Raw genomic sequence first — 13,811 nt, 5'->3', positions numbered from 1 at the left:
TAGATTGCTTGATTTACTTTGTAATTGTTTAGGAACACTTGTACAATCAATTTGCTTATTTGGAGGAGCTAAAAATTAGTTTTTTTGTTGTAAAACTTGCTTCAGCAACTTCGCCGTTTCCTCTATTTCGTAATTCTTTAAATAGACTTCTTTAGCATTTTCTGACATTGATTTTTTTTCATTTTCATTTAGAGAAAACCATCGTGTCAAAAGATTTTTAACACCAGACGTTGTGTCAGTTCCAATGAATCCACCTTTTCCTACTTCAATCTCTTTGTAAATGTTAACTTGATCGGATATAAGTACAGGTTTACTACATGCCAACGCTTCTACAACTGATATACCAAAGTTTTCTTGATGACTAGGTAATATAAAAGCTTCACATCCATAGAAAGCACCCCATTTGCTATCACCTTTTAACATCCCAGCAAAATGTATATATGAACTGGCCTTAGCTTTTTCTACCATCGAGTAGGCGTAAGAATCGTCTATTGGCCCCGCAATGACCAAGTCTGGTAAATTTTGTGCAACGGACTTTAAATCTATATATGCGTCAATTAGCATATTTATTCCCTTCTTTGGATGAATACGACTTAGAAATAAAAGATATGGCTTGTCATTAAGAAGTTTAACACTTGATGAGAATGCATTTTTCATTTCGTTGGTAAGCGCTGGCGGCGCTTGTATTCCATAGCTAACGTTTAACTGTTGCTTTGGATCATATCCTTTAAATGTCTGTCTGGCAAGAATTAGTTCTTGTTCGCAAGTGAAAAGTAAGCCATCGCAATTATTGATTACTTTCTTCTCAATCAAATGCCAGTAGACAATATTGCGAAAAGCTTTTAATTTTCTAGTGCTGTCTTTTTGAAACCATGGGTCTAGCATCCCATGTGGCATTACATAAACTTTTGGAAAGGAAGATGTTTTCCTAAGTTTCAACATATTCTTGATGGTGGCGTAACTGTGATATAGCCATAGACCATGTATAATTACAGCATCATACCGGTGCATGTGCTGATCCAGCCAGATGGATAGCGCTGCACTATATTTCCATTCTCCACTGTTGCCGCCAATAGCGAAGATAACGAATTGGTCTTGAGCTAAATAACTCGAATTTGGGTCGTCTAGACAGACTACATCACTTTCTATTCCCAACCGTTGCAATGCCGGTATTGAATTTCGAATACCTTGGCAAGGGCCACCATTTTCAGGATTCATTGAGGGTATAACTCGAAGTACTTTCATATTACGTCAATGCTTTTAAAAAAGTCGATAAGTTTTAATTCATATTTTTCTTGAGATAGACTTTGAGAATACAGAAATGCAGATTTTGACAATCGATCTCGAACCTCAGAATCTTCGAAAAGCGATGTGACAGAGTCAACTATTGCCAATACATCCTTAACTGGAATATAAATAGCAGGGAAGTTTTCGAGATCCATACCAGAGTTTTCCGTAGTGATTATTGGGCATCCACAGCTCGCAGCTTCGATAACTGTACCTGCTAGTCCCTCAAATAACGTCGGGAAAATGTATGCCTCAGCCGTCTCGAACTCCTCAATTAGGTCTTTTTTTCCAAGTACTCCGACAAATTTAAGATCTGAAAAAAAATCTGATTTGGCAAGTCGGTCATCAACGCTTCCTATTACAACAAATTCAATATCGGGATATTTGAGCTTTAATATTTTGGCGGCCTTAGCGCAATAAATCAAGCCTTTTCTAACGGGATCATTGCCGACCCATATTAGCTTATGTTTTTTTGGCCTGTAATTGTAGTTTTTTACTTGTATACTAGACGGATATGGAATAATGTTGGCTTTTTTTGAATCGTAATTTAAATAGGAAGAAAGCGAGTTTTTTACATAATTTGACGGAATGGTATAATAGTCTGCTATGAGAAGCATTTTTTCAACATATTTTTCTCTGAAAGCAGCTTTTGCACGGTATGACTTGATTAGATTTGAGAAAATTGAGTACTCAGGATGTTCAGTAATCTCGCTTATCAATTCTCTAAAAGCATTTGGATTTTCGTAAATGTCAATAACAACTTTCAAATTATTATTTTTACAAAATTCAGCAAACTTCAAATTCTCAAAAAACATGGTATATAAGCAATCTGCCGAGCCTAGACCATTCTTTGAAAAAGTTTCATTTAATGATTGATACATAATTTCATTTTGTAAAAGGTCATCATTTTTTTTTGATACTAAACTCCTGAGAAGGGGATAGTCAGACGAATAAACCTTAGACTTGTCAATTTTTGGGTCTCTATTTGATAGCCGGAAAAGTATCGGAATTTTAATTCCCATCCTGATGAATAGCGAACTTAGTGTGCCTAGGAAACTGTACTTGCAAGTATTAGTATATAATCTTTCCAATAAGTCATTTTTGTCCAGAATTATGGGAATGATGTAACGGTGTCTGGCGTTCAGTTGGCTAACAATGATTTTCATGTATCTATTATTTATAGTAGCTTGCTTTTTGATGTTAAGTTTAAATAAGCTATTCTCTGGGAACGGGGTGTCATTGCCATGAGTTATTTAATTATTTGTGCTTAGGCCTGCCTACTTGTGTGCAGAGTAGATGCTTTCATTTTGACATTCCTTTTCTTTTGATGGGTGAAAAAGTAAAGAATTGGGAAAAGTATAATAAAGATTAGCTCCAACCTTCCAAGCAAATATTGAAAACTATGAGTTAGCATATTAGGTATTACCGCAAGGCAAGAAACATAGACAAAAAGGTAAAACATTGAAAGCTTAGATTTTGATTGAAACGAATTAAGCAAAATACCGAAGAATAAAAACGGAATAAAGGCAAACACAGAAAATGATCTGAATGCGTCGAAAAAACCGGTTCGCGTAGAAATTCCACGAGTCAATCGCTTTTCTAAGGCTTCATTTGAGGAAATATTAGAAAATTTTATGTAAACCGCGTTTTTGAAGTCATCTCCAAAATATCTTGATGGGAAGTAATTGTATATAAATCCATTCCAAAAACCTGCACCGTAGTCGTAAGTGGAGTTAGCAGATACGTGATCAATTAAAATCGCTCCATTGCCCAAATCCATCCCATTAGTAATATCCTTGCTTACTATCGAATTTACGAAATTACTTAGGTACTCTATTTGCGTAATGTCAGATGCGCCTTCCTCCTTATAATTATTAGTTCTTCGAATATCAGTGATACTACCTGCTACAAAACTTCCTAAAAGAAAAACTAAAAAAAATGATATGGAAACCATTCTACTATACTTACGGAGTATTCCCGTCGAAAGAAACAGCGCAATAAACAATGCTAATGCAAAAAGACCTTCTCGTGACCCCTTTACGAAATAGGCGAAGAAAAACAAAGGTATACCACTCACAATCGTACATAGTAATATAAGCTTACGATGAATTTTTGGGTATTTTTCTAAATGGATTAATGAAATAATAAATCCGAAAGTGCCTAACGATCGAAATATTCCTAAGATTACATTAACGCCCCCATAAACTGTAGTAAGGCTTTGGTAGAAGAACATCGGAATTAACCCAGCTATGGTGAAAAAGACTATCAAATAATGTACTCTTTTTAGGGAGAAATCTTTTATACCGAGACTGCTTTTAGAAATTGTTGACCGTGTATTGAAGCCGTAATTAAAAGCAACTTGAGAACTAATCATCACGAATAGCATTAGTGGTATGATTTCAACGTTGTAAAATCTATTTGTATAAAGAACAATTATTTGAGGGAACATTTGAGTTACAACCGTCAAGCAAAATAGCGAGATTGGACTGAACACAGATATCTTGGATAATAGTATAAGATAAATTATCCGGGCGTTAACAAAAATTAATATTGCAAGCAAAAGAATATGTAATAGAGTCATTTGTCGTTGATTATAATTGGTTTTCTCACATTATTCGTTTCACCTTCGGTAAAATGCTAACAATTGACTTGTCTGTTTACTGTAAATCTGCTTTAACGCTAGTTATTGCTCTTACCTTAGAATTTTGGTAAATTGCCTGAACAGGACTAAACTGAAATTTAGGATCACGGCTTGGATTCTCGTTTTTAAGGGACCTACCACAGCAACTGGCAACATATTTCTGTTAATAGCAAATTGATAAAACTCTTTAATTTGCTTATCCGAGGCTTCACGGAATAACCAACATATGGTATGGGATGTCCGTTTATCTATGAAATTTCTAAATTCAGTAGATCGACTTTTTGAAAAATCCTTTAAATCTGCGTAAACCTGTATTGCATCTCGCAGGCGATCTTCTTGTTTTGCTGCGCGTAAAGCAGATCCATCTCGTATAAGATAGTGATATATTATAGCCTTTGAAATTTCTATATCTTCTGCATGGCTGAGAACTTTGTAAATAAATTGTTCATCCTCATAGTATCTAATTTTTGAGTCAAAATATAAAGCATTATCAACAATTAATGAACGGCGGATGATGAATGCCCAAGGCATACCTTTTCCATTATAAATGTTATTAAAGAAGTCCGCAATTGCGAATTTGCCTTGCGGTAGACATTGTAAATTAGGAATACTGGCTGTCAAGTCTTTGCTGTTAACGCTGTCGTAATTAAGACAAAGAACATCTGTATTCGATTCGACGAGGGCAGTATAGATTTCGTCGAAGCTATTAGTATTAATTGTATCATCACCATCTACAAACCATATATACTTGCCCTTAGCAATATCTATTCCATAATTCCTGGTTTTGCTAACACCTTCATTTGACTTATTGTATACAGTCAATAACTCAGAGCGGTCAGCGTAGCTTGTTAAAATTTTGATTGAATTATCCACGCTACCATCATTTATACATATAATCTCCACATCAGTCTTAGTAATATTGATCAATGAGTTAATGCATCGATCAATATATTGTTCTAGATTGTATATTGGGATTACAATGGATATTAATGGTGTCGCAGACATTTCCTAAAAGTTAGTAAGAGTTTAAACTGGTTTTTAAAAATTCAATTCCTTCAAGTTTGAATTCATTCCATTTTTTGTTAACTGTTCCCCAGTTAATTGGTTTTGTAACCATGTCATCTTTAAATTCGGCAAACGATGTAATCAAACGATCCTCTAAACCAAAAACTTTGAGAATAGAATTGAAACGAGCAAGTCCTCTTTGAGCATTTCCGTATACAAGAAATGGTTTATTAAACATGATTGAGAAACAAGCTGCATGAAAAGAATCAGTAATTACAAAATCGGCATCATAAAATCCCCTGACCCAACCCTCAACTGGTGGTGCAATACGATCAGCCAGGGTTGCTGTTTTATCTTCTGTTTTTGAGTTAATGTAGAAAGGGACATAGCCTTTTAAATTTATTATTGAATCTATTAGGTCTTGTTTATCCGAGGTGTTGTCGAGAAGAGAAATTAAAAGGTTTCCGTTGTGCTTCGGATGCGTTTTTGCTATTGCTACATAATCTGCAACATTTAGGAGCAAGGTCGGATCTGCCACATGCTTTGCAATAACCCCGAATTTTTCTTTGCATAGAATAACAGCTGATGACTCTCTTACAGATACGGAATCAAACATTTTCAACAATCTAGCAAATTGGTCTGTTTGTTGAGAATTATATTCCCACTGCTCGGTTCCAAAAGAAGGAGCATAGGAGATTCTTTTAATATTCCAGTTTTCAGCGAATGCCAAATACGCGTCTTGAATGTTGGAGTAATATTTAGGACGCCAGATTTGATCGCTACCCACAACAATAGCATCAAATCGTTCTGGGTGAATCAAATTTGGGCTCAATACTATCTCTCGTTCTCCAATATATTTCTCAATAAATTTATCCGTATGCTGCGCGATTAGAGGGTATTCCTTTTGTTCGTGTTTTTCTTTTCTAATATGCTGATTCGGGTATCTTAGAATGTATTTTTTTACAAATCTCTTTACATACTCAATAGGGAGTTTGGATAATGGAAGATGATAATTTTTCTCTCTATCTATTATCCAAACTTCGTGACCAAGATCTTGTAAAGTCTTGCGAAGGGCATATGCTTGCAATAGACCGCCATAATTTGTATGGAGTGGTAAAGTTAAAATTCCAATTTTCATAGCGATAAAAATACTTTTCTAAACTTGTGATAAATTTTAGTCAGATTTTTTAATAATTCTAAGTCACTTTTCATTTCCTGTTTGAAGATTTCGGCGTCCTTGTTTTGCTCCCAAATTTTCAAACTTTTGGATCTGGTTCGACGTCTTTGTAGTTGGACAATTTTGTAAGGCAGTGAAATGTTTTGAAGTACCCTCTCTCTAATATGTGGAACAATATTATTGTTTATCTTAGAAAGCCATATACGAAATTTAATGGCGTCCTGGCGATGAGTAAAGCTTGGTAGTTGAGATTTGATAATAGCTTCCTTTGGGACTATTTTTAAATTCAATTCACCCGATTCAATTCCCGTTTTAATCAGAAGATCTGCCTTTGTAGATCTTGTTATGACAACACTATTTCCTAGACCGTCTTGTCTATATTCATCCAGCCAAGCATCTCCCAGAGATATATCAGCGACTTCCGTTAATACATCTGAGCAAAAGTCACAAGCGTTCGATTTAAACAATCCTGTCCCCCACATATCTCCAACCTCGCGCATCCTCATAACATGGTTATTATCGTCCTCATCAAATGCAGAAAATGAATAATCGGAAGACAAATTATTTTTATCTTTTATACGATACTCTTGATTCCTATATTTTCCTTTTATTCCGGACCTTTGTGCTAAATAATCTGTAAAAAATGAGCTCTTAGTTCCTCCACAAATGATGCCAACTAAAAATGGGATTTTATCTCTTAGCCCTGGATAGTAGTGTTGCTTTAGACGTACTGCTTTTAGGAAGCATGCAACACCAGATATAGCCACCTTTCCTTGTATTAAATCAATTTGGCCAAATAAATTTTCAAGCGTTACAGGGTAATATCTAGTTTTTGAAATTTGGGTTATGTTTTCTAAATCACTAAATAATTGATACTCGTATGAGCCGTTTACATCACGAACTACAAACAGATGATCGACATATCCTTCCCTCAATAACTTTTCGAAAATAAATGTAGCAATTCCACCAGAAGAAGAACTTATACGGTGATTTACGGAATAACCGATATAAGTTTCATTGTAGTATCCAATTTTCGTGTCAAAGTGCTTAGTTTTTCCAAGGAAGTTTTGAGCTATTTTGTCTTCATCGGCGACCGACTCCTCAGGGTTAGGGTTGAAAGGACACACCCTTAACATATTGACTGAATCTTGTTCATTCTCAGACAAACTAGGAATAAGAAATCCAGACTTATTTAATTCCATTTTTACTGTCTGCGATTTACTTTCTGACACACAGGCACCACAACCAGTACAAAGTTGCTGTTCTATAATTGTATTAATGCTAGGCTTTGTCATTTAAAATAAATTTTCTGAACATTGCTTTTTTTATAGTTTTCTTCTCATCATTATCAAGACCAAGCACTAGAATTGAAACCACAGATATTGTCATAATTAAAACTGTCTTGATGATAGTGGTTGCATTATTACTTTCTGTACCTAATTTGTGAAAAAGTACAAAGTATAGGGTGTAAATAGATAAACTAATCAAGACAATCTTTAAGATGACCTCTCTATAAAAGCTGAGTATTGAAATGCCAAGATTATTTTTTAAAAAGAACAATCTGAAGTTCAAACTAATAATTGATAAGAAAATACTTAAATAAAAAATGGACGTTGGATTAGCATCACTGGCAAGTAATAAATAGGAAAAAGGCAAGTTTAAAAAAACTAAACAGCCAACAGTAATTTGGTACCATTTTATCTTACCAGTCGCTTGCGCTCCAGTCATTAAAGGACCAGAAATGCAATCTACCAAAGTATTTATTAGGCAGAGTATAATGAACTCCTCAGTATATTGTGGAGGTGTTCCAAGCCAGAGGGTAAGAATAAATTTAACATTTATTATCACTGGCGAAATTATAATCATCATCAAAAAGAAAGAATATTTTGATGACTTAAAAATCAAGTTTTTGCACTCCTCTATGTTGTTTTGCGCAAATGACTTTATTATCTGTGGGTTGGCTGCTAATTGGAAATTCGTAGAAAAAGACGTGACATTTCCTTGTACCTGAAGCATAATGCCATAAGCAGCATTGAGAGCAGGACCCGAAAAAATATTTAAGACAATGTTAACGCCCTGGCCTTTCGCCACAGAAGCTAGATTACCAAAAAGATTCCAGCCTGAATACGAAATCAAAGTGACGAAATATTCTTTATTGTAGAAAAATTTGTACCTCGTTTCTTTTAAATTTATGAAACAATATATTCTATATATGGCGGCGATCAACAATGAAACTATAAAGAAAAGAACAGAATAAAGTTTAAGTTTGTCAAAGTTTTCCATTTGAAGAACATAAACTATTGCAAGTTTAAGAAGAACTTCAAAAATGCTCATAGCAGCGTAAATTTCCATCTTCTCTCTTGCTATTATAATAGCATTAAAAGGCACCTGCATTACGTTGACCGAAAATGAAAGTATCGAGAAGTGTAAAACCCATTCTGCAGCTTCCATGCGCATGGGAGGTATAACTAACTTTGTTTTAAGAAACCACATTCCAAAAGTTTCGGCCAAGAAAAAAATGGCGACTGCTATCAATACATGAATTATGAGTGTAGCGTTGAATGTGTCTCGAAGCCTTGAATAGTTTTGGAGACCTATATCATAAGATAGAAACCGCTGAGTCGCTGACGACATAGCACTGTTAAAAAAGCTTAACAGGGAGACGACGCCGCCGACAACACTGTATATTCCGTAATCATTTATACCCAAAGTTAATAATACTACCCTAGACGTATATAAAGAAACAGCCATTATCAATAGCATCCTAATGTATAAAAATCCAGTATTTTTTACGATTTTTCGTAACATTCTTAATTATTAGCTATGTAAATCAAATTTGTGAGGGAAATGCAGTACCTGAACTTTGGAAATGTCTAAATCACAAGGTTAGAAGCGTAAATTATCTCTAAGTATTTGTACATCAGTAGCAATACAACACAATATGGAGAACTTGACTTATTCAAAATAATTCAAAACCCCAAACCCTTCTTTCAACAACAATTGATCTTTCTGGAACAAACGCAGATCGGAAGTCGCCATATCTTCAATCAGCATATCCAATGTATGTTTTGGTTTCCATCCCAGTTTTTGATCACATTTGGCAGGATCTCCAATTAAAAGATCGACTTCGGTTGGACGGTAATATCTTGGGTCGATTTTCAATACAGGTGTTCCAATTTTCAAATGATCACCTCCGGCTATGCCAAGCTCGGAAAGGCGAGCGGCGTCAACAGCGGAAATAGTCCCCACTTCATTTTCTGCTTCGCCAGTGAAAGTTAATTCAACCCCAAGGAAAGCGAAGGTTTTACGGATAAATTCACGCACACGTGTAGTTACGCCTGTGGCAATGACAAAATCCTCAGAAACTTCCTGCTGCAAAATCAGGTACATAGCTTCTACATAATCTTTGGCATGTCCCCAGTCGCGCTGTGAGTCAATGTTACCCATATACAGACAATCCTGAAGACCCAAAACGATCTTGGCAGCAGCACGGGTGATTTTACGGGTTACAAATGTTTCGCCGCGAAGAGGTGATTCATGGTTGAAAAGTATTCCGTTTGATGCAAACATGCCATACGCTTCACGGTAGTTTACTGTAATCCAGTAGGCGTACATTTTAGCAACTGCATAAGGAGAACGAGGGTAGAAGGGCGTTGTCTCAGATTGAGGCACTGCCTGCACCAATCCGTATAACTCAGATGTAGATGCCTGGTATATTTTTGTTTTTTTAGTCAGCCCCAAAAGACGTACCGCTTCCAATATACGCAGCGTTCCGATACCATCTGCATTGGCCGTATATTCCGGCATTTCAAAACTTACCTGCACGTGGCTCATAGCAGCCAGGTTATAAATTTCGTCAGGCTGTACTTCCTGAATGATACGGGTAAGGTTCATCGAATCGGTCAGGTCACCGTAGTGCAAAATGAATTTTGCGTTATCAACATGAGGGTCCTGATACAAATGATCGATACGATCCGTGTTGAACAAGGAACTTCTGCGTTTCAGACCGTGAACAGTGTATCCTTTGCTTAAAAGAAGTTCGCTGAGATAGGCGCCGTCTTGTCCTGTTACGCCGGTGATAAGTGCTACTTTTGACATTGATAATTATGTTGGGCTTTCGGCTTTCGGCGGTCGGCCGTCGACGTTAAGCAATTGAAATATATTTGAATTAAACTGTATAAATTTCCTGATTTTTCAGAAAGTCCTGGTAGGCCAGCGCTATTCCTTCCGGTAATTCTATGGTATGTTTCCATCCCAGACCGTGCAGTTTGGATACGTCCATAAGTTTTCTTGGCGTTCCGTCAGGCTTTGTGGTATCCCATTTTATTTCTCCTTCAAAACCGGTTGTTTTCGCAACCAGCTCTGTAAGTTCTTTAATGGACAGATCTTCGCCCGTTCCGATATTGACCAGCTCGCGGCCATTGTAAGTTTCCATTAAAAACAAACAGGCTTCGGCCAGATCGTCGGCAAAAAGGAATTCCCGCATCGGTGATCCTGTTCCCCAGGCCTGCACAATAGGTTTGTTCTCTTGCTTGGCTTCATGAAACTTGCGGATCAGCGCAGGCAATACATGCGAGTTGTTCAGGTCATAATTATCTCCATAACCATACAAATTTGTCGGCATCACGCTGATAAAATTACTTCCGTATTGGTCGTGGTATGCTTCACAAAGTTTGATCCCGGCAATCTTTGCGATCGCATAAGGCTCATTGGTTTCTTCCAATAAACCTGTCAGCAGATAGTCTTCACGCAAAGGCTGCGGAGCCATTTTCGGGTAGATGCATGAAGAACCCAGGAACATCAGCTTTTTCACACCGTTCAGATGAGCAGAGTGAACCACATTGGCTTCCATCATCAGATTATCATACAAAAACTCACCGCGGTAAGTATTGTTTGCCAGGATTCCGCCTACCTTGGCAGCTGCCAGAAAAACATAATCAGGTTTTTCCTCTGCAAAAAAATCAGCAACCGCCTGTTGGTTCCGAAGATCAAGCTCCGAAGAAGTGCGGGTCACAATATTTTCAAACCCTTTTTTCGCCAGTCCTCTGGCAATCGCCGATCCCACCATCCCACGATGCCCGGCAATGTATATTTTTGAATCTTTTTCCATGGATGTTAGCTTTTAGTGTTTAGGACTGCCACAATCTTTCACAGCCTTAACTTGCTTTAATTTAAATCTTTCCTCTTCTAACATTAACCATTAATCCTTAACAATTAACCATTAAAAAATCTACCTCACCAACTCCGGAATCTCCCGTTCAAGTCTCTCATAGATTTTTTTAACCTCCTGCGAGTTGCTTTTGTCCAGAACCAGAATCGCATCCGGCGTTTCGACGAGCATCAGGTTGCTTACCCCTAAAAATTCGACATGTTTCGTTGAACCAACCACGCAGTTGTTTTGCTTGAAGCGGTGAACTTCGCCCTGCTGTTCCCAATGCTCCCAGATGGATTCGAAAGAACCCAGATCTGACCAGCCGAAGGTTGCCTGAACTACTTTAATTTTTGAGGATCTTTCCATCACTGCATAATCCACACTGACTGAAGGAATTTGCATCGTTTCTGTTTCAGGAAGAAAAGAACCATTACGCGCTTCCCAGGTTTTCAGAGAAGTTTCATAGATTTCCTGTTCGAACGATTTCAATTCTTCCAGATATATACCCGCCTGGAAGCAAAACATACCACTGTTCCAAAGAAAATTTCCAGTCTCAATAAAAAGCTCGGCTGTGGAAAGATCAGGTTTTTCACGGAATGAGATTACCTCGTTGTCGTTGTATTCTATATAACCGTAACCTGTTTCCGGTTTGGATGGCGTGATGCCGAAGGTTACCAGATAACCTTCTTCTGCCAGTTTTACCGACTGTCTGATTGCCTGGTTATATGCTTCCTCGTCCGTGATGATATGGTCGGAAGGAGTCACGAGAATGATATCTTCTGGCGCACAGTTGAATGCTGCAAATGCGATGGCTGCTGCTGTATTTCTGGGCGCAGCTTCGATAATTTCAGTGTACTGGTCAACATCGGCCCTGATCAGATCAGCCTGGGAAAGAAGATAGTTGTCCTTGTTTCCAACCACCACTGCGTTATCAACCAGCTCTTTATTTCTCTCTGCTGTCAGCTGAAATAACGACTTATTGCCAAACATGGGAATGTATTGCTTCGGCATGGATTTTCTGGATACCGGCCAAAGTCGGCTTCCAACGCCACCTGAAAGAATTACATGTATGATTGCCATATTTCTATATCCGTTGAGTGTTTATATTCCGTTCTGGTTCACGCAAAGAAGGGGAGGTAAGGGCAAAGCACGCGAAGCTTTTTTTACTTTGCGCCCAAACTTTGCGCCTTTGCGTGAACGAATGCTATAAAAGCACTCCCGCATTTACCACTTCTCTTCCGATACTGTGGTATAGAAATCCTTGTTCCTGCATGGTGTTGAGTTCGTATAAATTACGACCGTCAAAAATTACTTTTTCTTTCATCAGTTTGGCCATTTTCTCAAAATCCGGGGTACGGAATTGCGGCCATTCTGTGAATATCATCAACGCATCTGCATCATCCAGCGCTGCGTAGGCGGTATGGCAATAGGTAAGGTCTGGCATCAGACGTTTTACATTGTCCATCGCTTCCGGATCGTAAACCGTCACGTTGGCACCTGCCGCAAGAAGTGCCTTTATATTTTCCAATGCCGGTGCCTCACGTATATCATCCGTATAAGGTTTAAAAGCCAATCCCCACACTGCAATTGTTTTTCCAGTTAAATCCCCGTCAAAATGTTCGGTGATTAAAGGGAGCAGGCGTTTTTTCTGATCATCATTAACGGCCATAACGGATTTCAGTGTACGGAAGTCATAACCATAATCATCAGAAGTTTTAGCCAATGCCTGTACATCTTTTGGGAAGCAGCTTCCACCATATCCGATACCGGCAAAAAGGAAACGTTTGCCAATACGGCTGTCAGTCCCGATTCCACGGCGGATGTCATCCACATTGGCACCAACTTTTTCGCAAAGGTTGGCGATTTCATTCATGAAAGTAATTTTTAACGCAAGGAATGAGTTGGCAGCATATTTGGTCATTTCTGCTGAACGCTCGTCCATGAAGATAACCGGATTTCCCTGACGCACCAGCGGAGCATACAGTTTCTCCATCACCTTTTTTGCTTTATCGGAAGTTGTTCCTACTACAACGCGGTCTGGTTTCATAAAATCTTCAACAGCCACACCTTCACGAAGGAATTCCGGGTTGGACACGACATCAAAATCCACTTTCGCGTTTTTTGCAATGGCATCTCTAACTTTTTCCGCAGTACCTACCGGAACGGTGCTTTTGTCGATGACGACTGCATAACTTTCCAGAATTGGTCCAAGATCGTTGGCAACACCCAGAATATATTTCAAATCAGCGGAGCCGTCTTCACCAGGAGGTGTAGGCAGGGCAAGAAAAATAACCTCGGCATCCTTGATTCCTTCCACAAGGTCGGTTGTGAAGACAAGACGTCCTTCGGCTATATTACGGTCAAACAAAACATCAAGACCCGGTTCGTAAATTGGGATTTCTCCGTTTTGCATCCGGGTAACTTTATTCTGGTCGATATCAACACAGGTCACCTGATTTCCTGTTTCAGCGAAACAGGTTCCAGTAACAAGACCTACATAACCTGTGCCTACAACTGCGATTTTCATAAAATTTAATTTGACGTTGAGT

Annotated in this window: 11 protein-coding genes; all 11 read right to left on the bottom strand. The window is 38.1% G+C overall.

Going from position 1 to position 13,811, the window contains the following annotated elements:
* Positions 1–75 precede the first annotated feature (75 nt).
* Entirely contained in the window at positions 76–1,245 is a 1,170-nt protein-coding gene (locus L0657_RS24035) for a glycosyltransferase (protein ID WP_235153321.1), read from the bottom strand.
* Positions 1,242–2,453 (bottom strand): glycosyltransferase family 4 protein, encoded by a 1,212-nt coding sequence (locus L0657_RS24030; RefSeq protein WP_235153320.1) that lies wholly within the window; start codon positions 2,451–2,453, stop codon positions 1,242–1,244. The genes L0657_RS24035 and L0657_RS24030 overlap by 4 nt, the downstream gene beginning before the upstream one ends.
* Positions 2,454–2,554: 101 nt before the next feature.
* Positions 2,555–3,661 carry a hypothetical protein gene (locus L0657_RS24025; RefSeq protein WP_235153319.1) on the bottom strand — a complete coding sequence of 369 codons (1,107 nt, stop codon included), beginning with the start codon at positions 3,659–3,661 and terminating at the stop codon, positions 2,555–2,557.
* A gap of 318 nt (positions 3,662–3,979) precedes the next feature.
* Positions 3,980–4,933: a glycosyltransferase gene (locus L0657_RS24020; protein ID WP_235153318.1), complete on the bottom strand. Its 954-nt coding sequence runs from the start codon at positions 4,931–4,933 to the stop codon at positions 3,980–3,982.
* A gap of 10 nt (positions 4,934–4,943) precedes the next feature.
* Complete coding sequence (locus tag L0657_RS24015) at positions 4,944–6,071, bottom strand: polysaccharide pyruvyl transferase family protein (RefSeq protein WP_235153317.1); 1,128 nt, start codon at positions 6,069–6,071, stop codon at positions 4,944–4,946.
* Positions 6,068–7,405 (bottom strand): Coenzyme F420 hydrogenase/dehydrogenase, beta subunit C-terminal domain, encoded by a 1,338-nt coding sequence (locus L0657_RS24010; RefSeq protein WP_235153316.1) that lies wholly within the window; start codon positions 7,403–7,405, stop codon positions 6,068–6,070. The genes L0657_RS24015 and L0657_RS24010 overlap by 4 nt, the downstream gene beginning before the upstream one ends.
* The gene (locus tag L0657_RS24005; protein ID WP_235153315.1) at positions 7,392–8,861 is read right to left on the bottom strand and encodes a lipopolysaccharide biosynthesis protein; all 1,470 of its coding nucleotides are present in this window, start codon (positions 8,859–8,861) and stop codon (positions 7,392–7,394) included. Before L0657_RS24005 ends, L0657_RS24010 begins: the two co-directional genes overlap by 14 nt.
* A 204-nt stretch (positions 8,862–9,065) precedes the next feature.
* Entirely contained in the window at positions 9,066–10,208 is a 1,143-nt protein-coding gene (gene gmd / locus L0657_RS24000; RefSeq protein WP_235153314.1) for a GDP-mannose 4,6-dehydratase, read from the bottom strand.
* Positions 10,209–10,278: 70 nt separating this feature from the next.
* Positions 10,279–11,220, bottom strand: a complete 942-nt coding sequence (locus L0657_RS23995; protein ID WP_235153313.1) for a GDP-L-fucose synthase — start codon at positions 11,218–11,220, stop codon at positions 10,279–10,281.
* Positions 11,221–11,340: 120 nt separating this feature from the next.
* Positions 11,341–12,342, bottom strand: coding sequence for a mannose-1-phosphate guanylyltransferase (locus L0657_RS23990; protein ID WP_235153312.1), 1,002 nt, complete (start codon positions 12,340–12,342; stop codon positions 11,341–11,343).
* 124 nt (positions 12,343–12,466) lie between these two features.
* Positions 12,467–13,789, bottom strand: coding sequence for a UDP-glucose/GDP-mannose dehydrogenase family protein (locus L0657_RS23985; protein WP_235153311.1), 1,323 nt, complete (start codon positions 13,787–13,789; stop codon positions 12,467–12,469).
* Positions 13,790–13,811 lie beyond the last annotated feature (22 nt).

The sequence above is a fragment of the Dyadobacter sp. CY345 genome (assembly GCF_021502725.1).
Classification (GTDB): Bacteria; Bacteroidota; Bacteroidia; order Cytophagales; family Spirosomataceae; genus Dyadobacter.
The sequence above is the reverse complement of the archived record's forward strand: the minus strand, read 5'-3'. Positions and strand labels throughout refer to the sequence as shown.

Excerpts from the sequence above, each read along its gene's own strand:
- L0657_RS24035 (WP_235153321.1), bottom strand. The coding sequence starts at position 1,245 with ATGAAAGTACTTCGAGTTATACCCTCAATGAATCCTGAAAATGGTGGC.
- L0657_RS24030 (WP_235153320.1), bottom strand. The coding sequence starts at position 2,453 with ATGAAAATCATTGTTAGCCAACTGAACGCCAGACACCGTTACATCATT.
- L0657_RS24025 (WP_235153319.1), bottom strand. The coding sequence starts at position 3,661 with ATGATTAGTTCTCAAGTTGCTTTTAATTACGGCTTCAATACACGGTCA.
- L0657_RS24020 (WP_235153318.1), bottom strand. The coding sequence starts at position 4,933 with ATGTCTGCGACACCATTAATATCCATTGTAATCCCAATATACAATCTA.
- L0657_RS24015 (WP_235153317.1), bottom strand. The coding sequence starts at position 6,071 with ATGAAAATTGGAATTTTAACTTTACCACTCCATACAAATTATGGCGGT.
- L0657_RS24010 (WP_235153316.1), bottom strand. The coding sequence starts at position 7,405 with ATGACAAAGCCTAGCATTAATACAATTATAGAACAGCAACTTTGTACT.
- L0657_RS24005 (WP_235153315.1), bottom strand. The coding sequence starts at position 8,861 with ATGGCTGTTTCTTTATATACGTCTAGGGTAGTATTATTAACTTTGGGT.
- gmd (WP_235153314.1), bottom strand. The coding sequence starts at position 10,208 with ATGTCAAAAGTAGCACTTATCACCGGCGTAACAGGACAAGACGGCGCC.
- L0657_RS23995 (WP_235153313.1), bottom strand. The coding sequence starts at position 11,220 with ATGGAAAAAGATTCAAAAATATACATTGCCGGGCATCGTGGGATGGTG.
- L0657_RS23990 (WP_235153312.1), bottom strand. The coding sequence starts at position 12,342 with ATGGCAATCATACATGTAATTCTTTCAGGTGGCGTTGGAAGCCGACTT.
- L0657_RS23985 (WP_235153311.1), bottom strand. The coding sequence starts at position 13,789 with ATGAAAATCGCAGTTGTAGGCACAGGTTATGTAGGTCTTGTTACTGGA.